Genomic DNA, 22,256 nt, shown 5'->3' with positions numbered 1-22,256 from the left:
ACATATTAGAGTCACACGCAACGCCGCGATATTGAAACGGAGGCACCCCATGGCCCGCGCAGTGACCGAAATTGCATTCACCCCGACCGTCCGGGCCCGGCAGATCGAAGAGGGATCGCGCGAAAGCTATGAAGCCTTCGACCATCCCGATGCCCCTGCCGACGATCGTCTCACAGGCATCGAGGCAGCCTTCATCATGGACCGGGACGGCTTCTATCAGGCAACCGTCTCCGAAACCGGCTGGCCCTACGTGCAGTTTCGCGGAGGCCCCAAAGGCTTCTTGAAGGTGCTGGACGAAAAAACCATTGCCTATGCCGATTACCGCGGCAACCGGCAGTACATCACCTCCGGCAACCTGCGGACCAATGACCGGATTTCGCTGATCCTGATGGACTATCCCAACCGGCGCCGGCTGAAGATCTGGGCGCGGGCCAGTCAGGTAGAGGCCAAGGACGACCCGGCCCTGATGTCCCGGCTCAAGATGGACGGCTATCGGGCCCTGCCGGAACGGGCGATGATACTGACGGTTGAGGCAATCGACTGGAATTGCCCGCAGCACATCCCGCGCCGATTCACGATTGAGGAACTCGAACCGCAGCTCACGGCGATGCGCGCGCACATTGCCGAGCTTGAGGCGGAAAACGCGGAACTCAAGGACTTTCTGAAGCCGACGGCTTGAGAACCGGCCGGAACCACCGGCCTCCCCCTGTGACCAGACCAGAAGGAATAGGAACATGTCGCTGATTACCAGAACCCTTTCGGCTGCCGTGTTGGCAACCGCTCTAACACTGCCAATCGCAAGCACGGCGAATGCGGCCGGCCAAACAGTGCGTGACGGACACGGCACATATCACACCCAGGACCAGAGCGTCCGGTTTGGCTATGAGATCATTGACGGTCTCAAGATCGCCTATCGGGAAGCCGGAGATCCGGCGAAGCCGACCATCTTGCTGCTGCACGGGTTTCCCACATCCTCGCACATGTTCCGGACACTTATCCCCGACCTTGCCCGGGACTACCATCTGATTGCGCCTGACTATCCAGGGTTTGGAGCCTCCGACATGCCGCAAGCAGACCAGTATGACTATACATTCGACGCGCTTGCCGGCGTTGTCGAAACGCTTCTGGAGCGCAAAGGCATCGATCGGTACGCCCTTTACCTCATGGATTATGGCGCGCCGGTCGGATACCGGATCTTTGCCAAAGCGCCTGAAAAAGTGACCGGCTTCATCATTCAAAATGGCAATGCCTACGAAGAAGGGTTGAGAGAGTTCTGGGACCCTCTGCGTGCCTACTGGGCTGACCCGAATGAAGAAACTGCCGCCCCGTTGCGCGCGTTTCTCGGCATCGAAGGCACCAAATGGCAATTCACCCATGGCACCCGCAATCCTGAAGCAATCAGCCCGGATAATTTCTGGCACGTACAGTATCTGCTCGACCGTCCGGGCAATCAGGAGATCCAGCTGGAGCTGTTTTATGATTATGGCAGCAATCTTGCCGAATATCCGAAGTGGCAAGCCTTGTTTCGGGAACATCAGCCGCCGGCGTTGATCGTCTGGGGCAAGAACGACCACATATTCCCGGCAGACGGCGCCTATCCCTATCAGCGGGATCTCAACAACGTGGAGTTCCACCTGCTCGACACCGGTCACTTCGCCCTTGAGGAAGATGGCGCCCGGATTGCCGATGAAATCCACGATTTCATGGGCCGCTTGTAGCACTGGCAGCCTGACAACACCTGCCGGCTGGTCCTGCAGGTGTTTCGTCTTGCAAGGAATGATTATCCAAAACCCAAAAACGACGAACCGGTGACACCGAACAGTTGGAATTTCGTAGTATTTTGATGTAGCGGAAATTTTCTAATCGGAGATCCCAGATGCCGCGCAAAGTGCCATATTTTCTGACGCATCTAATTGCGCTTGTCTGGCTTGCAGTCTTGTCGGGCCACGGCGTGGCAGCTGCTCCCAAAATCACCCTTTATACCTACAAACTCGAGAGCATCGACCTCATCGCCTTGCGCAATGAAGTCTATGACTATTTCTCAAGCAAATATGCTGGCTCTTTTGAGATAAAGGACGCACCGATCAAGCGGGTTGTTGAAGTCATGAACCACCGGCCCGGTGTGTGTGTCATCGCCTCAGAAGTTGATGACGAAAATTTCGTTCTTGTGCGCCCCGTATTCGACATCCGCTACGCGGTCTATTCCTATTCGCTGTTGCCGCCCGATCCGGACCGGGATCCTTTGAAGGACTACAACAGACCCGTGATCACCCTTGCGGGCGGAGCCAGCACCACCGTTGCAAAAGCCCTCGGATTGCGGGTGTTTGAAGTCTCAGACCGCCAGCAGATGCTGCGCATGCTCGCTTCGGGCCGATCGCAGTTCATTATCGCGCAATCCAACATAATCGAGCCGTTGGCACTCGATATGGGCATTGCAAATCTGGTGAAGGTCAAAGACTTTTACCGCAGTTATGCCGAGCTGATTTGCAGCAAAAAAACCGACCCCTCGGTGATCGCACAGCTGAGCGAGCTTTGGGATGAAGGCCGCCGCACCGGTTTGATCGACGGTATTTTCAAGAAATACGAATTCGAAGACAGCCTGCCCGCCCTTGGTGTCGCACTAAGGGATTGAGCACGCCCCTCCAACGCGCTCTTGAATTGAATCGCCAGACCCAATACCCTTTCAAAGTTGCAGGGGGGTCCCGCCAAGGGGACTGAGAGGCGGACAAGGCAGCAAGCCGGGCGAAGCGACCCTTTGAACCTGACCCAGTTGATACTGGCGTAGGAAGCCCGGTTGCCCGCACGGTGCATCGCCGTCCGGATTTGCCTTTGCCCAGCGCGCCTGGGCTCTGCCGTTTCCCGCACCCTTGTCACCTGTGTCTTTTTGAGCCCATCGCTTGAGGAGCACCGATTTGACGCCCCATACTGCCACACCGGCCATCACCACCGGCCCCCTGCCCGCTTCAGCAAAGATCTACGTTCCCGGCGCCGTGCATAACGACATTCGTGTGCCCATGCGCGAAATTTCCACCCATCCGACCGCTGGCGAACCACCCCTTCCGGTCTATGACAGCTCGGGCCCCTACACCGATCCGGAATTTGTCCCGGTCATTCACGAGGGCTTGCCGGCCTTGCGCGCGGACTGGATTGCCCGGCGTGGCGACACCGAAAGTTATGCGGGCCGCGAAACCAGGCCTGAAGACAACGGCTTTGCCCGGGGCGACCATCTGGTCCCCGAATTTCCCGCAAAGCGCGCGCCCCTGAAAGCGGTAAAGGGGAAGGCTGTCACCCAGCTCGCTTATGCCCGGGCTGGCATGATCACGCCGGAAATGGAGTTCGTGGCCATCCGCGAGAACCTGAAGCGCGAATCCGTGGCAAGCCAACGCGACGGAGACGCGTTCGGCGCCACTCTGCCCGATATCGTCACGCCTGAATTTGTCCGCCAGGAAATCGCGGCAGGCCGCGCGATCCTGCCCGCCAACATCAACCACCCGGAACTGGAGCCGATGATCATCGGCCGGAACTTCCGGGTCAAGATCAACGCCAATATCGGCACCTCCGCCGTGACCTCCTCCATGGAAGAAGAGGTTGAAAAGATGGTCTGGGCAACCCGCTGGGGGGCCGATACCGTGATGGACCTTTCCACCGGGCGCAACATTCACAACACACGGGAATGGATCTTGCGCAATTCGCCGGTTCCGATTGGAACCGTGCCTCTTTATCAGGCGCTGGAAAAGGTGAAGGGCATTGCCGAGGACCTGACCTGGGACGTGTTCCGCGACACATTGATCGAGCAAGCCGAACAGGGCGTCGACTACTTTACCATTCACGCGGGCGTGCGCCTGCACATGGTGCCGATGACGGTTGGCCGGGTGACCGGGATCGTGTCGCGTGGTGGTTCGATCATCGCCAAATGGTGCCTGCACCATCACAAGGAAAGCTTTCTTTACGAGCGGTTCGACGAGATCTGCGACATTTGCCGGGCCTATGACGTGAGCTTTTCCCTAGGCGACGGCCTGCGGCCGGGGTCTATTGCCGATGCCAATGACGAAGCCCAGTTTGCCGAGCTGGAAACCCTCGGCGAGCTCACCAAGATTGCCTGGGCCAAGGACTGTCAGGTGATGATCGAGGGGCCGGGCCATGTCGCAATGCACAAGATAAAGGAAAACATGGACAAGCAGCTGGAGTGCTGCCACGAGGCCCCGTTCTATACCCTGGGCCCGCTGACCACCGATATCGCACCAGGTTACGATCACATCACCAGCTCCATCGGGGCCGCGATGATCGGCTGGTATGGCTGCGCCATGCTGTGTTATGTGACGCCCAAGGAACATCTCGGCCTGCCGGACCGCGAAGACGTGAAAACCGGCGTGGTCACCTACAAGATCGCAGCCCATGCGGCGGACCTCGCCAAAGGGCTTCCGGGCGCGCAAGCGCGCGATGATGCGCTGTCACGGGCGCGTTTCGAGTTCCGTTGGGAAGACCAGTTCAACCTGGCGCTGGATCCGGAAACCGCGCGGGACTTTCACGACCAGACATTGCCCAAGGAAGCGCACAAAGTGGCGCATTTTTGCTCCATGTGCGGGCCGAAATTCTGCTCCATGCGGATCTCGCACGACATCCGGGCCGAGGCGCAAAAGGAGGGTACGGAAGCCATGGCGATGAAGTACCGCACCGGCGGGGATCTCTACATGCCGGTCAACGGAGCCGCTGAGCAAGGCTGACACCACATGCCCCACGCTCGGCGAGTGTGGGGCACATGCCTTAACGATCCCGGCTAAGGCCCTTTTCCTCAAGGTCCTTGAGATATCCGCCCCAGTGCTTGTCGCGTTCATGGGCCAGTTCCAGAAAATAGCTCCAGGAGAAAATGCCGGAATTGTGCAGGTCGTCGAAATGGATCCGCACAGCGTAGTTGCCCACCGGCTCGATTTTCATGATGCCGACATCGCGTTTGCCGGGAACTGTTTTTTTCTGGCTGGCCGAATGGCCCTGCACTTCCGCAGACGGGGAGCAGACCCGCAGATATTCTGCGGTGTAATCATGGCTCTCACCGGTATCGAAGCACACCACAAGTGTCTTCTTGTCATTCTTGAGCCGGATTTCGGTCGGCCACGCTTCGTTTTTGTCGCTCATGAAAATCCCTCGCCTAGCTAAACCTGACCTAGGCGGTTTTCGGATAGGGTTCAAGCAGAACCGGCGGGGACCAGCGCCCGACCGCCCGCGGACAGATCCGCCCCGCCGCACTAGTTCGCAGACTTGACCTTCTCATATCCGGCAAGCGCCGCCTCCCGCGCCGTCTTGTGATCGACAATCGGCTCCGGATAGGTGTCGCCCAGCTTGATCCCGGCCTTGATCAGCGCCTTGTCCGGCGCCTCGAAGGGCGCGTGGATATAGGCCGTGTCGAGGTCCTTCAGCTCGGGCACCCATTTGCGGATGTAATCGCCTTCGGGATCGAACTTCTCGCCCTGGGTCATCGGGTTGAAGATCCGGAAGTAAGGCGAGGCATCCGCGCCGCTGCCCGCCACCCACTGCCAGCTGGCCGAGTTGCTGGCGAGATCGGCATCGACAAGCGTGTCCCAGAACCAGTCCTCGCCATGGTGCCAGTGCATGCGCAGGTGCTTGACCAGAAAGCTGGCGGCGATCATGCGCACGCGGTTATGCATGTAGCCGGTTTGCCAGAGTTCGCGCATACCGGCATCGACAATCGGGTAGCCGGTCTTGCCTTTTTGCCAGGCCTTGAGATCGTTTTCGCTGAAGCGCCAGGGATAGGCGTTGAACGCATCCTTCCAGTTTTCCTCCGGCAAGGTCGGGAAGTGAAACAGCAAGTGATAGGAGAACTCGCGCCACACCAGTTCCGACAGGAACTTGTCCGCATCATCTTCAAAGGATGGCTTGTCATCGCACAGGTGCCGGGTTGCGGCCCAAACCTGCCGCGGCGAGATTTCGCCGTGATGCAGATGCGGTGACAGCCGCGACACATTCGGGAGGTCTGGCCGGTTGCGTTTGTCGCCGTAACCGTCCAGGCCGTCTGCAAAAAACGCCTCAAGGCGCTGTCTCGCCCCTGCCTCTCCCGGCGACCAGATATCCAACCAGCCTTTTGCCCAATCCGGTTTCGCCGGCAACAGGTTCAGATCGGCTATAGCGAGGCTGTCTTCATCTGCCACAACTTCCAGCGCTTCGGGCCGCTTGAGCGGGGCGCCGACCCCGGCAGCCTTCGCCGCGCGCCAGAACGGGGTGTAGACCTTGTAGGGCCCGCCGGTCTTGGTCTCGATCTCCCAGGGCTCGAACAACACGCATCCCTTGAAGCTTTCCGCTTCAAAGCCGTCGTCCTTCAGTGCTTTTTTGATCGCCGTGTCTCGCTTGACCGCATGCGGATCGTACAGCCGGTTCCAATAGACCGCGGCCGCCTCATGCCGTTTGGCCAGGCCGAGCAGAATCTCCTGCGGATCGCCATGAAACACCGAAAGGCCGTTCAGATCCTTCGACAAGGCGGTGAGGCTCTGGTGCAGCCACCACCGGCTCGCCCCGCCGATCGGATGTTTCAGGCCCGGCTGATCGTCCGGCTCCAGAATGAAAACGGGAAGCACCGGACCGTGCTTTGCAGCTTCATGCAGGGCGGGATTGTCCGCCACCCGTAAATCCTGACGCAGCCAGACGATAATTGTCATGAGGTCTCAGTCTCTTTCTTCCGCAAATTACAAGGTGATACCGCTCTGCTACGCCCAAGTGCCTTGGAAAGATCAATCTCACAATAGGTCAAGCCGGGCCTTTAATTTAATGCGATATCGTACTATATAATACGATATCGCATTAAATGGAGTGATGGCATGTCCCTTTCCAAACGTCAGACATTGAAGATCCTGGGTGGCGGAACGATCTTCGCCGCTGTTGCCGCCAGTGGATTTCTGGCAACCCGCACACCGTCGCGGGCGCTGGCTCCCTGGCAGGATGCAGGCGCCTATGAAGACCCGCGCCTTCGCGCGCTGTCCTATGCCATTCTGGCGCCCAGCCCACACAACCTTCAGCCTTGGCTTGTTGAGTTGACCGGCGGAAGCGGGTTCATTTTACACCGGGACACAACACGGGCCCTGCCGCACACCGACCCCTATCAGCGGCAGTTGGTTATTGGTCTTGGGTGCTTTCTGGAGCAATTGGCGATTGCAGCGACAATGACCGGCCACCACGCGACAATCGATCTGTATCCGGACGGTGAGACCGGGCCTGTTGCCCGGATCACCCTGGAAACGGGCGCCGAACCGGACCCGCTCGCCCGCCATCTCCTCGATCGGCGCACCTGCAAGGAGCCTTTCGACATGCGGCCGCTGCCCGGGAAGGCAGTTTCCGGAACACTCAGTGCCTTCGGGCCGCTCATCACCGAAGAAGCGGACGTTGCCTACCTTCGCGATCTGACCTGGCGCGCCTGGCAGATCGAATCCACCACTGCGCGCACCCACAAGGAAAGCGTCGACCTCATGCGGTTCGGCAAGGCGGAAATCAACGCCAATCCGGACGGCATAGACCTGGGCGGACCGTTTCTGGAAAGCCTGATGCTGGCCGGTGTGCTGACCCGCGAGAGCCAGCTTGACCCTGAGTCGACCGGTTTCAAGTCGGGGGTCGACATGTACAAGACCATGCTGGCCGCAACTCCGGCCTATATCCTGATCAAGACACCGGGAAACACCCGGCACCACCAGATTGCCGCAGGCCGCCAATGGCTCAGGCTCAACCTGGAGACCACCCGTCTTGGCCTTGCGCTTCATCCGGTCAGTCAGGCGCTTCAGGAGTACGCGGAAATGCAGGAGATCCGCAAAGACATCCACGAAAGACTTGCCGAACCGGGTGAGACCCTTCAAATGCTTGGTCGCATCGGATTCGGTCCTGACACTGGCCCGACGCCGAGATGGCCCCTTCGAAGCCGGATCATGAATGGATAACGCAGACCGTCATCTATATTTTTCGTTTTTCAACGAAGTGAACATCATTGGCCAACTGAGCCGGGCGCAGTTTGAAGCCCGGCTGCCAAAAGGTGTGCTGCTGCCGCATTTCAGCGTGCTCAACCATCTTGTGCGGGTTGGCGATGGCGCAACGCCCCTGGCACTCGCGCGCGCCTTTCAGGTGCCGAAGACCACGATGACCCACACGGTCTCGGGGTTGGTTCAGCGCGCATTCGTGACCCTGAAAAGCAATCCAAAAGACGGCCGCAGCAAGACAGTCTGGCTTACCAATGCCGGACGTGAGTTTCGCGACGACGCCATCAAGTTGCTGGATGACGACATGGAGGCTTTGCGCGCTGCCATCCCCGCCGACAAGATTTCAGCGCTGGTGCCCGCGCTGGAGGAGATCCGCGTGTTCCTCGACGCCTATCGCAACGAGCCTGAAGATCCATAAAACCGGCAGCCCGCTGGCTTCCACAGTCCCCGTGCAGTTTGTCTTTTGAAGCACTTGCCTTGTTTTGTGAGTGTAATACTCTCAAATATAAAGAAGTAAGCAGAACACCGGACACGGTCCGGCACGAGGGAGACCTTCATGGCGAGTGGCCGCACCGACGCGACATCAGGCGTAGCATTGCCGTCCTCCATCAAACTTGGCGCCGATCAGGATATGCCAGCGCCTGCCCCGCAAATGATTGACCCGTTTGGCAGAGCCGTGAGCTATCTGCGTGTGTCCGTGACTGACCGGTGCGACTTCCGCTGTGTCTATTGCATGGCCGAAGACATGACCTTTCTGCCAAAGCGTGAAGTGCTGTCTTTGGAGGAACTTGACCGGCTGTGCACCGCGTTCATTGAAAAGGGTGTACGCAAGCTGCGCCTGACCGGCGGCGAACCGCTGGTGCGCAAGAACATTATGTCCCTGATCCGTAGTCTTGGCCGCCATCTGGAGAGCGGCTTGCTCGAGGAACTGACCCTCACCACCAATGGCTCGCAACTGTCGAAATATGCAGCGGAGCTTTATGAATACGGCGTGCGGCGCATCAATGTGTCGGTCGACACGCTGGACGCACAGAAATTCAAGGCCATCACCCGCTGGGGAGATTTGGCAAAAGTGATGGACGGCATTGAGGCCGCAAAGGACGCCGGACTGCAGATCAAAATCAATATGGTCGCTCTGAAAGGCGTTAATGAGCATGAAATCATCCCAATGATGGAATGGTGCCACGCCAACGGGCACGACCTCACCTTGATCGAGACCATGCCGCTCGGCGAAATCGACGGCGACCGGACGGACCAATATCTGCCGCTGTCCCTTGTGCGCGCAACGCTGGCAGACAAGTTCACCCTGGAAGACATTCCCTACAAGACCGGCGGTCCGGCGCGCTATGTCGAGGTGAAGGAAACCGGGGGCCGGATGGGCTTCATCACTCCGATGACGCATAATTTCTGCGAAAGCTGCAACCGGGTACGGGTGACTTGCACCGGCCAGCTTTATATGTGCCTCGGTCAGGACGACATGGCGGATCTTCGCGCTCCACTGCGCGCATCGGAAGCCAACGAGCTTTTGAATGATGCTATTGACGAGGCCATCGGCCGCAAACCGAAAGGCCACGACTTCGTGATTGACCGGCGGACAAAACAGCCGGCCGTGTCCCGCCACATGAGCGTGACAGGCGGCTAGGCCTGCCATGGACGGCGTTGCGGGACGTGTGACGGCGCTTGCAATCGCCGGTGCCAGTCTTGGCCTAATGATCTGGATAGGCCGAGAAGATGTGCCGATCCTCCGGGATACGGTCGCGATGATCACCGGTTCGTCCGGACCATCAACCGAGGGCACCGGAAATCCAGAGCTGGACGCTTGTCTGGCCAAACGGGTCGGCGATGTCGACAAGATGCGCGCCGATGGCGTGGTCTCGGATGCCCAGTATGAAACTTTCCGGGCACGCGCCGTCGGTTTCTGCGAAGCCCAGTTTCCACCGGAGTGATGAGCCGAACACCGGGCTTTTTCCTAACAGTTTTGTCATCCATGAAAGCGCCGCAAGCCCAACGGAAGGTTCCGTTGATCGCAGGTCGGCCGCATTCCTGAACCTGTCACGCTTTGCGGTTAGATGTTGACCTGTCTCAAACGGCATAAGGATTTTTAAAAATGGTTTCCCGTTCGCTCATTGGCGCTTTGACAGCTGCCACCCTGTCCGTTTTTGCCCTCACCGGCACAGCCTCCGCCCAGTCCGATCTGACATTCGAAGATGTTTTCGCAGCCGCCGAGGCCACCACCTACAAGGCCCAGGTGGTCACCACAAATCCGGCACGCAACGAAATCATCGTCAAGGCTGACAATAAAAACGAGTTTTCGGTTCCGGTGCAGGACGGCTTTGACATTGGCTCGGTGCGCAAGAATCAGTTTTTGAATGTGACCTATCTGGCGGGTGTCGTGATCGACATCGAGAAGAGCGAAAAGACCAAGCCGCAGGTGGATGTCTCGAAAACCGTCGTGCTTGCCGACCAGGACCGGCTGCCAAGCGGTTTGAGCGCGCGTCAGATGACCGTCACGGTGAAGATCGAAACTGCCGACAAGAAAACCGGCAACGTCCGGTTTACGGGCCCGGACGGCAACGAGCGGACCTACAAGGTTCAAAACCCGGACATGCTCACGGATCTGAACGTATCAAGCGGTGACCTGTTCGACATCACTTTCTTTGACGCCATCGGCATCGAGATCACCAACACCTGATCCTTGAGCTCCAGCGCTCTGAATGCGGCGGCCTGTCCGCCGCATTTTTGTGTGCGTATCGGGCGACGAGGATTCTTCAGTCGACCGAAAACCGCATCCGCCGGCGGATCGAGACCCTTTGGTCCGCCGCGTTCGGTCCACGCTCCAGCTCCGCTTCGCCATCCTGTCCGAGGCCGTTTTGTGCGTTGACCGGATCCTCAACATGCCCGTCAGGCCGCGACTGTTCATCGGAGCCCGCCGCCTCCAGGGGCACCGCGTCCTCAGACAAAGCAGGCCGGCCCTCCGCAGACGGCACCTCCTCATCAGGCTGCCCGGGTTGGGGATCGTCTGTCATCGCCGCCTTCTCGGCGGCCATTTGTTCGGCCTTTTCTCTATAGCCTTCCCCGACTTTCCACGCTGACCGGACACCTTCGGGGAACAATTGAGCTGTGCGGAAGTTTTCGTCGTAGTCGTTCAACCCATCCAGCACGGCAAAGACCGGGTCCGAGCGCCATAATTTTCTCAGGGCCGCCGTTTTCAGCGCTGCCGGCACGCCCCGCTTCATGAAGACCGTGAAATCGCTGTCTGCGGTCAAGCTGTCGAGATCGACCGCCTCTGCAGCTTTCCTGTTGGCTTCGGCTTCCTCGTCTACCGTGCTGGAAGCCGTTGCGGTTTGATCCGGATTTTCAGTCCTCTCCTCGCTTGCAAAATCGGCATCGGTCTGTGCAACGGGGTCGGACGGCTGATCGGCTCCCTCGCCACGTTTGCGGCGGGACCACCGTTGCAGGAAGCCTTCTTCCGGATCGCTCATGACGGCGCGTCTCCAGCAGACCGCTTGCCGCCGGGTGCGAAAATCGGGTCCTTACCGAATTTCACTTCTTCGACCTTGACCTTGATCCGCTTGCGCTTCTTGAACTCTTCCGGCTCGGGCATCTGCCTCAAGAACGCAACCATCCAATGGAGGATTTCGGCCGGTATAGAAAGCCGCTCCACCAGGCCTTCCGCGCTGTCCATAAATCCCTGTGCCTCGTAGGGATCTACCGTTACGGAGCGCAGCTCATAGGGAACCGGCATGTCCGGTGCGTCATCCAGCAACACCCAAAGAGCCGGGTTTTCCGTCTCGATATTGGCGTCATACGCCTCACCCATCCGGCGGTGCAAGGTAAGGTCTGCCGGCGCAAGATGATAGACCTCGGTGCCATGTCGCATCTCCGCAAGCTGCCAGCCTTGCGTTGCCGGCATATCCGGCACCACGCCCGCCAGCTTCCAGACATGGTCGGCCCATCGATGACTGCTCGGGCGCTTTTCCAGAACGATTCCGAGGGATCGAGTGATTTCCGCTTCCAAAAGCTCCTCCCGCTTTTCGCCGAGTCTAGGCGAAACAGCGCCGAACCGCAAAGTCCGGGCAAGCGTAAATTAGATCATCACCTTTGCCTTTTGGACAGTTCCAAATGCCTCAGCGTCGCTATAGTGTTTTCCCGTATAAAAAGAATGGAAACGCCTTTTCCGGAGTGAGTTGATGTCAGCCCAAAGCCGCATCCTCCTGTGCAACTGTTTCAAAACCATGGACCTGACCGGCGCTGCAGGCCTGGTGGACAGCGAGCTGGCCGCGCCAGTGTGCACCGAACTATGCCGCGGCGAAACAAGTGTCTTTGAAACCGCACTGGCGCAGGACGGAGACTTGCTTGTCGCGTGTACCCAGGAAGCGCCGCTGTTTAGCGAAATCGCCGAGGATCACGATGCGCAAGACCGCGTTCGCTTCACCAATATTCGTGAAACGGCCGGCTGGACTAGCGACAAGACTGGAGCATCGGCCAAAATCGCAGCGCTGTTGTCCGATGCGCTTGCGGCAGATACCGCCCGCCCCGCCCCGGCGCTCAGCGTCGACTCGGATGGTGTTTGCCTTGTGTATGGCGCCGGACAAGCCGCGCTGGACGCTGCACTGAAGCTGGAAGACTCGCTCTCCGTTACACTGGTTATGTCCGCATGGGACGATGTGCTGTTGCCGGCTGTCCTGCCGTTTCCGGTCTATTGCGGGCGTTTGAAAACGGTGTCCGGCTCCTTTGGCGGTTTTGAGGTGGTGCTTAACGGCTATGCGCCGATGCTGCCCTCTTCTCGCCAGACACCGGAATTCATGCTTGCGAAAGACGGCGCCCGCGCGCCTTGCAGCGTGATCGTCGATCTATCGGGCGAAACAGCGCCGATCACGGCGCCCAAGCGCCGGGACGGCTATTTCCGTGCCGACCCGAATGACCGGCTTGGAGTCATGAACGCCCTGACCGAGGCCGCGGAGATGGTCGGCACTTTCGAAAAGCCGGTTTACGTTTTCTATGACGCTGATATTTGCGCGCACAGCCATGCCGGAAAGACTGGTTGCAGCAAGTGTCTGGACGCTTGCCCGGCCGGGGCGATCCAGTCTGCTGGCGAAAAAGTCGCGATCGATGCCGGTATTTGCGGTGGCTGCGGCAGCTGTGCCATCACCTGCCCGACCGGGGCGATAAGCTATCAGTACCCGCATCGCGACGATGCGTTGAAACGCATTCAGAAGCTTCTGGAGGTTTACACAGGTTCCGGAGGCACTGCGCCAGTGCTTCTGATCCATGAACAGACCCACGGAACCAGCCTAATCAACGCGCTTTCCCGCTACGGCGGCGGGCTTCCAGCCAATGTCCTGCCGCTTGGGCTTCATGCCTCAACAACGCTTGGGCACGAGGCGTTCCTCACCGCGTTTTTGAGTGGGGCCCACAAGGTCGTGGTTCTCGCAAGCCCTGAAAACCGGGAGGAGCTGCTGCCCAGCGAAACAGAGGCTGGTCTTGCCCGCGCCTTGCTGTCCGGCATGGGCCACGCCGCAGAAGGGCGCATCGACATCCTGGTCACGGGCGACCCGGACATGCTTGCCGCAACCCTTGCCGCACCGCCCGCTACGCCGGTCTTGAAAGCCCCTCAAAAATACAGCCCGGTTGGCGGCAAGCGCGACATTGCCCGCCTTGCCATTACCGCGCTTCACACCGCATCGCCGGAGGCCCCTGCCCTGATCCCGCTGCCGGACAGCGCGCAATACGGGCGGATCTCAATCGACAGTGACGGCTGCACTTTGTGCCTCGCCTGCGTATCGGCCTGCCCGGCCGGCGCGCTTGCCGACAATCCGGACCGCCCGCAGGTGAGTTTTGTCGAATCGGCCTGCGTGCAATGCGGGCTGTGTCAGACCACCTGCCCGGAAAAAGTGATCTCGCTCGAGCCCCGGTTCAACGCGGCACCGGATGCCATGCGGCCGGCTGTGCTGCATGAAGAAGAACCGGCCACCTGCATTTCCTGCGGCAAGGCGTTTGGAACGCGCTCGACCATCGACCGGATCAAAGGACAGCTGGCCGGAAAACACCACATGTTCCGCTCGGAAACGCAGATCTCGATGATCGAAATGTGTGACGATTGCCGGATCAGTGCTCAATGGAACATGGACAAGTCCGTGTTTTCCGCCGGCGAGCGGCCCAAGATCCGGATGACCGAAGACTACGTTGCCGACAAGGCCCTGTCGGTCGATGATTTTCTGAAAGACACCTGACGGGGACACCTCAGGCCGCTTAGGCGACGGCCTGATTTTCGAGGCGCAAAACGGCTGCAACACATGCAGCTGTGGCCAACACGCAAAACAGCATCACCGCCACCATCGGCCAAACACTGCCGGGCCACATGGTTTCCGAGACTGCCCAGGCCACGAGCGCACTGGTCAACGCGCCAAACCCGACCTGCATGCTGCCGGACAGACCCGCCGCCGCACCAGCGAGCTCCGGCCGAGCGCTGACCGCCCCGGAAATGGCACTCGGCAGGCAAATTCCGTTGCCGAGCCCAACAAAGAACATCGGCAGGAACAGCGTCAACGGATGCAACCAGTCGACATAGATGGCAAGCCCCACGAAAAACACGGCGAGCGAAGGCGCCAGAGAGCCCGCAAGGATCATCCGGACCACTCCGACACGTTCGGTAATGCGCCCGGAAATGCCGTTGCCGATGATGTATCCGGCGGCAACGAACATGAAATAAAGGCCCATTTCGGCCGCGCCCATGCCCAGCACATCGGCCGCGATGAATGGTGCTCCGCCAAGATAGGAAAAATAGACGGACGATGTGAACATGGCCGTCAGCGCATAGGCCCAGAACAGTTTTTCCTTGGCAAGCGTTCGGTAGTTGCGCAGCAATCCGCCAAGCCCGCCGGTTGCCGAGCGCTGGTGGTTGGTTTCATGCAGATTGACGATCGCGGCCATCAATACGGCCCCCCCCATCACCAGCATCATGTAAAAGCCACCGCGCCAGCCGAACTCCGAATCCAAAAGCCCGCCAAGCGCAGGCGCTGCCATCGGCCCGACAGTCATGCCCATGGTCACGTAACCGATCATGCCCGCGGCCCGGTCCCGTTCGTAAAGGTCCCTGACGATCGCGCGGCCAAGCACAAGTCCCGTACATCCTCCCACGGCCTGCACCATGCGGGCGAAAATAAGCGTTTCGACATCCGGGGCCATCAGGCAAAGGGCACTCCCGGCAACAAACAAGGCCATGCCGGCAATCACGACAGGTCGGCGGCCATACCGGTCCGACAGCGGCCCGACAATCAGCTGCGCAACCGCGACCGCCACGAGAAAAAGCGACATGGTCAGCTGGATCTGCGCGGCGGTCGTGTCAAAGGCAGTGACCATGCCGGCCAGTGACGGAAGATAGATGTTTATCGCGACCGGGCTGACCGTAGAAATGGCAATCAAGACCCCGAGCGACGGTGTCCGCTTGACAGGAACCTTGCCCGAATACGCCAGTTCACCGGTAAAATCAGCACTCATTTGTTTTCTTTTCAAACGTTCCAAACCCCGAAACACAACCATAGACAGCAAAAATAAATGACGCAATCACCAAAAATCGGAGTCACTCCGAGCCAACTGGCGCATCTCTGGCCCGGGCCTTGGCAAGCCGTTGCTCCCGGAAGAAGGTATAAACCCCGCTGACGACAATTATAAATGTCCCAACCAGCGTGAAACTGTCGGGAAATTCACCCCAGACCAATACACCCAAAACAATCGCCCAGATCACAATTGAGTAGCGGAACGGAGCAACAACGGCAATCTCACCGCGGCGCATGGCGATAATTATGAAAACATATCCGACAAGCAGAAACACCGCCGCCAGCGCAAGCATGGCCACAGGGCGTGGCGCGATTGGCTGCCAGCCATCAAGCGCTATCAGGCCGCCCCCTACAAGCGTCACCCCAAACAGCGTCATCAATGCTACTCCGAATGTGGGCGTTTCCTGCGGGATCCGGCGGGTTGCAATATCACGAAGAGCCATGAATCCGACCCCGGCCAACGCCAGTAAAGACCAGGCGTTGAACCCTTCCAATCCGGGCCTGACAATCAGCAACACACCGGAAAAGCCGACACCAATCGCTGTCCAGCGCCGCCAGCCGACATGCACTTTCAAAAAGATTGCCGCGCCAGCGGTGACCACAAGAGGCAAGGCCTGCAAAATGGCCGTGGCGTTGGCGATCGGCATGCGGAACAGGGCCGACAGGTAACAGACGGTTGCCATGACTTCCGCGAACGCCCTCAAATACACTTGCGGGTGATGCAAGACCTTGAGGGTCTTGAAAACGCCGGTGATCTGGCAGGCGACACCGATCAAAAGGATCGCGAAGAGCCCGCGGATAAAAATGATCTGGCCGAGCGGCAGGCCTTCGGACACGATCTTGACCAGCGCATCGTTCAAGATGAACCCCGCCATGGACAGCATCATGGCCAAGATGGCGCGGGTGTTATCCTGATGGTCCAAGCGTGGCACTCCGAAGGCAAGAAGCACAGGCAAGCACCTGCCCGGCCCGTTTAGATGGTGTCGTCAACGGCGTGATCTAGCTGTTGGTTGTCACCGGCAAATTGACCAGGAGATTTTGCGGTTTCATCCGGATACGCTTGTCGGCACTCATGGCAAGTCCGAGCCAAACCGGTTTTCCGCGCAAGTCCGCCTGCATGTCGGTCCGGTTCTCGAAATCGAGCCGGAAAAGGCAAAGCAGCTTCAGGTTGTCGGCCTCCGACAAGCCGTCGCCATTGTAAAGACTGTTGAGAATCTTTGTAGAATCGGCATCAAGCCCAATATGCCAGGACCAATGATCGTCCCGGATTTTTTGCACCGGCTGCACCCGCACATCGACTTTCGAGAAATGCCGGATCCAGGCCTCGATCACCCGCGCCAAAGCATCCGGCCCCGGCTGGGTAAAGCGGAAATCCAGCGCGGTGTCGAACCGGTCCGACCTGTCCCAGTAGAGTTCGGCATTGTCCTCGCCCAGCACATCGAGCGCGACCTCGCGCATCGGCGTACCGGACTCCATTAAAAGAGCGCCCAGTCCACCCAGGCCGCCGGTTTCCGACATCATCTCGACGATTTCTGCATCGGCGATGGTTACCGTGCCTTCGTTCAAGGTGACGATCTGTTCGCGGAAGAAAAGCTCGGCAGCTCTGAGCCGGATCGGATCCTGGCATGACCGCAAGATGTTGCGCAGGATCAGATGCACCATCTGGTCCAAAAACACCGGCGGGATCAGTATATGGTCGCCTGTAAAAATAGCGGCATAGGCACCCTCGACGGTTCCGTGTTTGCGCAAATGGTCTCTGAAACCGAGTACAACCCGATAGTTGTCGGCCGTATCCGCGTCGGCAATCCGTGCCAGCTCGTCATCTAGGATCTGCGAAAAGGGGTCCTCCATGAGGCGTTCGAACAAGGCATGCTCAACGTCACAGGACTCTTCGACGGGATGGATTTCCGGCCGGGTCAGATAGGCTCTGAGCAAATCCGGTGTGACGCTGAGCCACCCATTCTTGTCCCGGTTTACAAGGTGATAGCCCGCGGATTTCCAAAATTCCGGCATTAAGTGTCCTCTACCACGTCCCAGATGCGCGCGTGCGGCTTGTCGCCGGGCGGGGTTACGATGTGAAACTGTTCCCGCACCTGCCCTTCCTCGTCGATCTCACGCTTCAGTGCAAGCAAGGTATTCACAGGCGCGCCTTCTGCAAGGTCACGGGCAAATGCCAGTTCCTGCCGCGCTGCTGATAACGCGGCCCCTTCGGACGGCGCACCGAACCGGGACAGAAGAAACTCCGAAAGCACGGTTTCACAGGTCCGTATGTCGGTCTCGTCCGCGTCCGCAACAGACACGATCGTGGTGAAGCCGAACGATCCAAGCGCCAGGAACCCGCTGACAAAGGCCTGCCGGTCCTTTCCCGTCAGGGCCGCGGGATCGGCACCGGGTGCGGCCGTAAAGACAAAGCTGCCCGGCAGCGCCCATTCGTTTTCACCGGCCACTTTGGGAAAGACGTGGGCGTCGGAGGCATCAAACCGGATTGCCCTGAGCAGGCGCGCCATGTCATTCCGCTCCTGACCTGGCCGGCACAAAACCCCCGCCGGGTTTCAAGCCCTCGCTGACCGAGATCATCTCGACGGATCCAGTGTCCGGATCAGTCAGCAGCAAATTGCCGGTCTCATCGATCCCGGAAAAAGTGCCGGCCTTGCCAAGCCCCTTTGACACCACCGCTTTGCGATAACCGTTGCACCGGAACAGCCAGGCGTCATGGATCGGTTTGAACCCGTCGGTCTCCCACCGGTGCAGCCAGGAGAGGAAATGCCGGCAAATGGCGCCGATAGCCGCGTCTGCCGTCAACTCCACGGCCCCTTCATCGAACAGGCTCGTACGGTCCGGTGCGTTACCCGGCTCTTCGCCGAGATAAGGCTGCAGGCGAAGGTTCAAGCCGACAACAGCAAAGTCTGGCACCCCGCCCTCCGCAGCCTCGAGCACCTGAAACTGAACCGAACCAAGCTTGGCATCATTTGCGCATACGTCTCTCGGCCAGTTCCAAGTGTAGGCCAGCTCGGGCGGTCCGAGCGCACCGATTGCATCGGCACTGGCCACCATCAAAGTGAAAATCATCTCCTGGACCCGGGCTTGTTCGACTTCAGGCTCCAAAAGGATGGCCAGATGTACCCGTTCCGGTGCAACCGCCCAAAACACGTCGCCCGCTTCCCCATCGCCCGCCCCTGCAGCGTCAACGGCGGTGGCAAACGGATCCTGCGGCGGGACGACCGCCCGGCCATTGAGCAGCGGAGGCAGCTCGACGTCAAAACCGGCAATCAGCTGCGTCTCAGACATGCGGCCGCTCAGTCCAGTTCGATCTTGCCTTTGACCTCATGCACGAAGTCGGTTCCCTCGATTGTCAGGACCACTTTCGCATCGAGCTGGCCGCTTTCGGCACCGCTTTCACGGACGTAGTTTTCGATGGCCTGTTGCGAGGTCACGCCGACCTGTTTCAGGAATTTGCGCATGGACATATTGAAGTTTTCGTCATTCATGGGCGGGCCTCCGATCTGTTTGAATTGCTGATACGAGGGCATAGGACCCTATGCCCAATTGTTTTACCAGCCTTGATTTTGAAACGGTTTCAAGTGCTTTCCCAGCATGGAAAACAGTGCGGGTCACCTTGCTCAAAATCTGATTCAAGTGCTTTGTAGTTTGAATCAGATTTTCCAGACAAGTTTTTGTTAATATTGAATTTTTTCTCAATCGAGCCGGACGGTGTCGTTCGGGCTTGTCTTGAGGGTTTCAGCCGAATAGTCAAGCTGCTGGGTCAGCACGATCCACGCACCGACGCTGATCACACAGCAGGCAAGCACTCCCGAAACAAACGCTTTCATGGCGGTTATCCTTTTTATCTACTGGTTCGGTGCCTGCCCGGGTGCGCTTTCGTCCGGCGCAGGCAGGGTTGGGCCGGTCGCCCGTTTGAGATAGGCGACAAGAGCATCCCGGTCCTCGACGGTTTTCAAGCGCTGGATCGGCATTTTCGAGCCGGGCGTTACGACATCCGGACCATGGTCAAACAGGTCTGAAATCGTTTGCTCGCTCCAGACGATGTCCGAATCGCGCAGCGCTTTTGAAAACGGATAACCCGGCAACGTCCCCGCCTTGCGGCCGAAAATACCGTAGAGCGTCGGCCCCGCGCGGTTTGCACCATCTGGTGTCAGAGTATGACACACGGAGCATTTGCGGGCGAATTGCAGCTCGCCGGGATCATCCGTGTCCGACACTTGGAACCGCCGCGGGAAGGCAACGTCGAGCGGCTCGAACGGTTTGCGCGGCGCGACCTGCCAGGTGTGAATGACATCGTCCAGCCCGGCGTAGAACAGGCGGTCGCCGTCGCCTGTAAAGGTGAGGCCCCAGACCGGACCATACGGGTTTTCAAACTCTTCCAGGAGCTCGAATGTTTCGGCGTCCATCACCCGGATCACGCCATCGCCGCCGCCGGTCGCGAGCCGGTCCGCATCGGGGGACAGCGCAAGCGAGAGAACCGGCCGGGTGTGCGGCGGCAGCAGCTTGGCATCTTCCCCGGTTTCAATGTCAAGCACGGCCACCTTGCCATCGGTCACACCATAAACCAGTTGCTTGTCTCCAGGCAGAACCGCCAGCACATTGACACCCCACCCAAGATTGACGATCTCGCGCAGAAGCGCTCCCGAACGGGCATCGAACTGCCGGATCCCGCCATCGTAAGACGCGGTGTAAAGATGCTTGCCATCGCCGGAAAACGCGACGGCGTTTACGTTGCCGCGGTGCTGGTCCAGATTTGCGACCAGCCTTGGCGGGTCAGCGGCTACATCATAAAGCCGCGCCTCGTTTTCCCATGAAGCCACTGCGACGAGCGTGCCGTCCGCCGAGGCGTCAATGGCCAGCACTTTTTCGCCCTTGCCCGGCACATGGTGCAGCAGAAGCCCGGATTGGAGATCCCACAGGATCACGGCGCCGTCGTCGCCGACCGTGGCGGCGCGGTTGCCGGGAAGAAAAACCGCATCGTTGACGGCGGCGTCATGGCCAATCAGCCGCAAGGGTGTGCCACCATCTTTCGGCCAAACGATCGCGGCGTAGTCGAAAGAGGTGCTCAACAGGCGCCGGGTGTCCGGATCGAGCGTGACGGACTTTACCGGCCCGCCATGGCCGGCAAGCTGCTTGGGCCATTCGGCTTCGGCAGCCTGCAACCAGGCGCATCCCGCTGCAGCCGCGAGAACGCACACGCCGGCTGCCCGCACGATATGCGCCATGGCGCCTTCAGTCAGCGTGGTCACGGCCTCATCCTATTCGGCGGGCTGAGGCGCGTTTTTATCCGGTGCGCGGTCGTGGACGTCCTGCATATGCTCTTCCACCCACAAAGAGTGGTGCTCCTTCGCCCAATTCAGATCAACCTCACCCGATCCCATGGCATCAAATGCGCCTTCCATGCCGACAGACCCGATGTAGATATGCGCAATGATCACGCAGATCATGAAGACGGACATGATCGAATGCCACAAGGTCGCAAGCTGCTGTTCCTGCAACACGCTCAGGGCGACCGGCAAGTCGGTTCCGAATACCAGGTTAACCTTGGCAAAGGTTTCCCCGAAGAAATGGGTTGTGTAAGGGAAGAGGAGCTGCCAGCCGGACAGCGACAGGGAAATACCGCCGAGAATGGTCAGCCAGAAAATCACCTTCTGACCCGCATTGAACTTCTTGGCGGGCGGATGGAGCTTGGAGGAGAAAATCCCGCCGCCCTGCAAGATCCATTTGATGTCCGTCTTGTCCGGGAGGTTGTGGCGCACCCACATCACAAAAATCATCACAAGCCCGGCCATGAAGGCAAAAGCCAGGTAATTGTGCATGTACTTGCCGACCTGGGTGACAAAGGCGAAGGCTTCATTTCCAATCACGTGCTTGAGCGTGTAACGGCCATAAAGAATGTTCAAACCTGTCAATGCGAGCACGACAAAGGACGAAGCCAGCATCCAATGGCCGAACCGTTCCACAGCGGCAAAGCGGGTGATGGTCTGGCCGGACCGTCCATGAGCAATCTTGATGCGGCCGCGGATGGCATAAAAAATGCCAAGCAGCACGATCATGCCGAGCAATGCCCAGCTGGCATAAAGCGTAAGCGGGCCATTGCGGAACGACCGCCAGGCCTCGCCTTCGGACTGCACGAGTGTTGCCGCGTTTTGATCGGGAATCGAGATGTTGCCGGCTGACCCGCCCCGGACTGCGCGCCAGAAGTCCGAATCGGAGCTCGACCCCATGACTTCGCCGGGCACCGTTCCGCCGGTCGGATTGCCGAGCGGCACTTCAGCGCTGTCAACACCCTGTTGCGCCCACGCCGGGCCCGGTTCGAAGCCGTTTATGCAGATTGCTACGGCCAGCACCAGCATGATGCCTGCGATTGCCCTTGCCACCTTGTTCAGGTCCGTTGCCAATCCCTTGACCATGACGGCCTCCTCCTTGCCAGTCAAAACCATCTTTTTGCGGCCGGAGCGCTTGCATGTGATGCAGGTCCTGCCCGGCCCGTCCCCGTTTCCGGTTTTAAAAGCCCTGCTTGGCTCCCCGTGCGCGCAGTTCCCTGAGCTGTTCTTCGGTTAATTCCGTATCTGCCGGTCCTTCATAATTGCCCTTATCAAGCTTGATCGGCCTGTTCTCTTCCGACTCGCGGCAGGCGCTCAAGGCACTCAGCGCCGCGATCAAAAAAAATGCTTTGGCAAAGACTTTAAACACTTCGGGCATCGACGCGATCCTTGGTCAC

24 protein-coding genes are annotated in these 22,256 nt (G+C 59.1%); 10 read left to right on the top strand and 14 right to left on the bottom strand.

What is annotated here, in order from left to right:
- The first annotated feature begins 49 nt into the window (after positions 1–49).
- The 4 genes from JM93_RS08595 to thiC all read left to right on the top strand — a co-directional run bounded on the left by JM93_RS08595 (position 50) and on the right by thiC (position 4,724).
- Positions 50–679, top strand: coding sequence for a pyridoxamine 5'-phosphate oxidase family protein (locus JM93_RS08595; RefSeq protein ID WP_145342300.1), 630 nt, complete (start codon positions 50–52; stop codon positions 677–679).
- Between the two features lie 55 nt (positions 680–734).
- Positions 735–1,718: an alpha/beta fold hydrolase gene (locus JM93_RS08590; protein WP_145342297.1), complete on the top strand. Its 984-nt coding sequence runs from the start codon at positions 735–737 to the stop codon at positions 1,716–1,718.
- Between the two features lie 158 nt (positions 1,719–1,876).
- Positions 1,877–2,632, top strand: coding sequence for a type 2 periplasmic-binding domain-containing protein (locus JM93_RS08585; protein WP_145342295.1), 756 nt, complete (start codon positions 1,877–1,879; stop codon positions 2,630–2,632).
- A 280-nt stretch (positions 2,633–2,912) separates the two neighbouring features.
- On the top strand, positions 2,913–4,724 hold the full coding sequence (thiC, locus tag JM93_RS08580; RefSeq protein ID WP_145342293.1) for a phosphomethylpyrimidine synthase ThiC: 1,812 nt from the start codon (positions 2,913–2,915) through the stop codon (positions 4,722–4,724).
- Between the two features lie 40 nt (positions 4,725–4,764).
- Here the strand turns inward: thiC and JM93_RS08575 are convergent, their stop codons facing one another.
- A complete protein-coding gene (locus JM93_RS08575; protein ID WP_145342291.1) occupies positions 4,765–5,133 on the bottom strand; it encodes a gamma-butyrobetaine hydroxylase family protein in 369 nt (122 codons plus the stop codon).
- A gap of 110 nt (positions 5,134–5,243) precedes the next feature.
- Positions 5,244–6,668, bottom strand: coding sequence for a cryptochrome/photolyase family protein (locus tag JM93_RS08570; protein ID WP_145342289.1), 1,425 nt, complete (start codon positions 6,666–6,668; stop codon positions 5,244–5,246).
- A 159-nt stretch (positions 6,669–6,827) separates the two neighbouring features.
- On the opposite strand from JM93_RS08570, the gene JM93_RS08565 reads away from it, so the two are divergent.
- The 5 genes from JM93_RS08565 (at position 6,828) to JM93_RS08545 (ending at position 10,662) form a co-directional block, all read left to right on the top strand.
- The gene (locus JM93_RS08565) at positions 6,828–7,934 is read left to right on the top strand and encodes an Acg family FMN-binding oxidoreductase (protein WP_145342287.1); all 1,107 of its coding nucleotides are present in this window, start codon (positions 6,828–6,830) and stop codon (positions 7,932–7,934) included.
- A complete protein-coding gene (locus JM93_RS08560; RefSeq protein WP_145342286.1) occupies positions 7,927–8,388 on the top strand; it encodes a MarR family winged helix-turn-helix transcriptional regulator in 462 nt (153 codons plus the stop codon). The genes JM93_RS08565 and JM93_RS08560 overlap by 8 nt, the downstream gene beginning before the upstream one ends.
- 213 nt (positions 8,389–8,601) lie before the next feature.
- A complete protein-coding gene (gene moaA, locus JM93_RS08555; protein WP_145342624.1) occupies positions 8,602–9,612 on the top strand; it encodes a GTP 3',8-cyclase MoaA in 1,011 nt (336 codons plus the stop codon).
- Between the two features lie 7 nt (positions 9,613–9,619).
- Positions 9,620–9,916, top strand: coding sequence for a hypothetical protein (locus JM93_RS08550; RefSeq protein WP_145342284.1), 297 nt, complete (start codon positions 9,620–9,622; stop codon positions 9,914–9,916).
- A 161-nt stretch (positions 9,917–10,077) separates the two neighbouring features.
- Positions 10,078–10,662: a hypothetical protein gene (locus tag JM93_RS08545; RefSeq protein ID WP_208995040.1), complete on the top strand. Its 585-nt coding sequence runs from the start codon at positions 10,078–10,080 to the stop codon at positions 10,660–10,662.
- Positions 10,663–10,738: 76 nt separating this feature from the next.
- Here the strand turns inward: JM93_RS08545 and JM93_RS08540 are convergent, their stop codons facing one another.
- On the bottom strand, positions 10,739–11,452 hold the full coding sequence (locus tag JM93_RS08540; protein WP_145342282.1) for a DUF3306 domain-containing protein: 714 nt from the start codon (positions 11,450–11,452) through the stop codon (positions 10,739–10,741).
- On the bottom strand, positions 11,449–11,988 hold the full coding sequence (locus JM93_RS08535) for a DUF3305 domain-containing protein (RefSeq protein WP_170230591.1): 540 nt from the start codon (positions 11,986–11,988) through the stop codon (positions 11,449–11,451). The genes JM93_RS08540 and JM93_RS08535 overlap by 4 nt, the downstream gene beginning before the upstream one ends.
- 172 nt (positions 11,989–12,160) lie before the next feature.
- Between JM93_RS08535 and JM93_RS08530 the strand changes: the two genes are divergently transcribed.
- Positions 12,161–14,203, top strand: a complete 2,043-nt coding sequence (locus JM93_RS08530) for a 4Fe-4S dicluster domain-containing protein (RefSeq protein ID WP_145342278.1) — start codon at positions 12,161–12,163, stop codon at positions 14,201–14,203.
- Positions 14,204–14,222: 19 nt separating this feature from the next.
- Here the strand turns inward: JM93_RS08530 and JM93_RS08525 are convergent, their stop codons facing one another.
- The 10 genes from JM93_RS08525 to JM93_RS08485 form a co-directional block, all read right to left on the bottom strand.
- Positions 14,223–15,470, bottom strand: a complete 1,248-nt coding sequence (locus tag JM93_RS08525; RefSeq protein ID WP_145342276.1) for a multidrug effflux MFS transporter — start codon at positions 15,468–15,470, stop codon at positions 14,223–14,225.
- Positions 15,471–15,552: 82 nt separating this feature from the next.
- Positions 15,553–16,452 carry a DMT family transporter gene (locus JM93_RS08520; protein WP_145342274.1) on the bottom strand — a complete coding sequence of 300 codons (900 nt, stop codon included), beginning with the start codon at positions 16,450–16,452 and terminating at the stop codon, positions 15,553–15,555.
- Between the two features lie 76 nt (positions 16,453–16,528).
- On the bottom strand, positions 16,529–17,542 hold the full coding sequence (locus JM93_RS08515; RefSeq protein ID WP_145342272.1) for a DUF6352 family protein: 1,014 nt from the start codon (positions 17,540–17,542) through the stop codon (positions 16,529–16,531).
- Complete coding sequence (locus tag JM93_RS08510) at positions 17,542–18,036, bottom strand: DUF6505 family protein (RefSeq protein ID WP_145342270.1); 495 nt, start codon at positions 18,034–18,036, stop codon at positions 17,542–17,544. The genes JM93_RS08515 and JM93_RS08510 overlap by 1 nt, the downstream gene beginning before the upstream one ends.
- A gap of 1 nt (position 18,037) precedes the next feature.
- A complete protein-coding gene (locus JM93_RS08505) occupies positions 18,038–18,817 on the bottom strand; it encodes a biotin/lipoate--protein ligase family protein (protein ID WP_145342268.1) in 780 nt (259 codons plus the stop codon).
- Positions 18,818–18,825: 8 nt separating this feature from the next.
- A complete protein-coding gene (locus JM93_RS08500; RefSeq protein ID WP_145342266.1) occupies positions 18,826–19,017 on the bottom strand; it encodes a DUF6494 family protein in 192 nt (63 codons plus the stop codon).
- A gap of 207 nt (positions 19,018–19,224) precedes the next feature.
- Positions 19,225–19,359: a hypothetical protein gene (locus tag JM93_RS22255; protein ID WP_280114413.1), complete on the bottom strand. Its 135-nt coding sequence runs from the start codon at positions 19,357–19,359 to the stop codon at positions 19,225–19,227.
- An 18-nt stretch (positions 19,360–19,377) separates the two neighbouring features.
- Positions 19,378–20,781 (bottom strand): c-type cytochrome, encoded by a 1,404-nt coding sequence (locus JM93_RS08495; RefSeq protein ID WP_208995038.1) that lies wholly within the window; start codon positions 20,779–20,781, stop codon positions 19,378–19,380.
- Between the two features lie 9 nt (positions 20,782–20,790).
- Positions 20,791–21,945 (bottom strand): formate dehydrogenase subunit gamma, encoded by a 1,155-nt coding sequence (locus JM93_RS08490; protein WP_145342264.1) that lies wholly within the window; start codon positions 21,943–21,945, stop codon positions 20,791–20,793.
- Between the two features lie 94 nt (positions 21,946–22,039).
- The gene (locus JM93_RS08485; RefSeq protein ID WP_145342262.1) at positions 22,040–22,237 is read right to left on the bottom strand and encodes a hypothetical protein; all 198 of its coding nucleotides are present in this window, start codon (positions 22,235–22,237) and stop codon (positions 22,040–22,042) included.
- Positions 22,238–22,256 lie beyond the last annotated feature (19 nt).

The sequence above is a fragment of the Roseibium hamelinense genome, assembly GCF_007830545.1.
GTDB classification, from domain to species: domain Bacteria; phylum Pseudomonadota; class Alphaproteobacteria; order Rhizobiales; family Stappiaceae; genus Roseibium; species Roseibium hamelinense.
The sequence above is the reverse complement of the archived record's forward strand: the minus strand, read 5'-3'. Positions and strand labels throughout refer to the sequence as shown.

Bases quoted from the DNA above. Each gene is read 5' to 3' on its own strand.
- JM93_RS08540 (WP_145342282.1), bottom strand. From the start codon at position 11,452: ATGAGCGATCCGGAAGAAGGCTTCCTGCAACGGTGGTCCCGCCGCAAA.
- JM93_RS08485 (WP_145342262.1), bottom strand. From the start codon at position 22,237: ATGCCCGAAGTGTTTAAAGTCTTTGCCAAAGCATTTTTTTTGATCGCG.
- JM93_RS08545 (WP_208995040.1), top strand. From the start codon at position 10,078: ATGGTTTCCCGTTCGCTCATTGGCGCTTTGACAGCTGCCACCCTGTCC.
- JM93_RS08490 (WP_145342264.1), bottom strand. From the start codon at position 21,945: ATGGTCAAGGGATTGGCAACGGACCTGAACAAGGTGGCAAGGGCAATC.
- JM93_RS08590 (WP_145342297.1), top strand. From the start codon at position 735: ATGTCGCTGATTACCAGAACCCTTTCGGCTGCCGTGTTGGCAACCGCT.
- JM93_RS08560 (WP_145342286.1), top strand. From the start codon at position 7,927: ATGGATAACGCAGACCGTCATCTATATTTTTCGTTTTTCAACGAAGTG.
- JM93_RS08515 (WP_145342272.1), bottom strand. From the start codon at position 17,542: ATGCCGGAATTTTGGAAATCCGCGGGCTATCACCTTGTAAACCGGGAC.
- JM93_RS22255 (WP_280114413.1), bottom strand. From the start codon at position 19,359: ATGAAAGCGTTTGTTTCGGGAGTGCTTGCCTGCTGTGTGATCAGCGTC.
- JM93_RS08510 (WP_145342270.1), bottom strand. From the start codon at position 18,036: ATGGCGCGCCTGCTCAGGGCAATCCGGTTTGATGCCTCCGACGCCCAC.
- JM93_RS08595 (WP_145342300.1), top strand. From the start codon at position 50: ATGGCCCGCGCAGTGACCGAAATTGCATTCACCCCGACCGTCCGGGCC.
- JM93_RS08585 (WP_145342295.1), top strand. From the start codon at position 1,877: ATGCCGCGCAAAGTGCCATATTTTCTGACGCATCTAATTGCGCTTGTC.
- JM93_RS08505 (WP_145342268.1), bottom strand. From the start codon at position 18,817: ATGTCTGAGACGCAGCTGATTGCCGGTTTTGACGTCGAGCTGCCTCCG.
- JM93_RS08530 (WP_145342278.1), top strand. From the start codon at position 12,161: ATGTCAGCCCAAAGCCGCATCCTCCTGTGCAACTGTTTCAAAACCATG.
- JM93_RS08565 (WP_145342287.1), top strand. From the start codon at position 6,828: ATGTCCCTTTCCAAACGTCAGACATTGAAGATCCTGGGTGGCGGAACG.
- JM93_RS08570 (WP_145342289.1), bottom strand. From the start codon at position 6,668: ATGACAATTATCGTCTGGCTGCGTCAGGATTTACGGGTGGCGGACAAT.
- JM93_RS08575 (WP_145342291.1), bottom strand. From the start codon at position 5,133: ATGAGCGACAAAAACGAAGCGTGGCCGACCGAAATCCGGCTCAAGAAT.
- moaA (WP_145342624.1), top strand. From the start codon at position 8,602: ATGCCAGCGCCTGCCCCGCAAATGATTGACCCGTTTGGCAGAGCCGTG.
- JM93_RS08525 (WP_145342276.1), bottom strand. From the start codon at position 15,470: ATGAGTGCTGATTTTACCGGTGAACTGGCGTATTCGGGCAAGGTTCCT.
- JM93_RS08500 (WP_145342266.1), bottom strand. From the start codon at position 19,017: ATGAATGACGAAAACTTCAATATGTCCATGCGCAAATTCCTGAAACAG.
- JM93_RS08550 (WP_145342284.1), top strand. From the start codon at position 9,620: ATGGACGGCGTTGCGGGACGTGTGACGGCGCTTGCAATCGCCGGTGCC.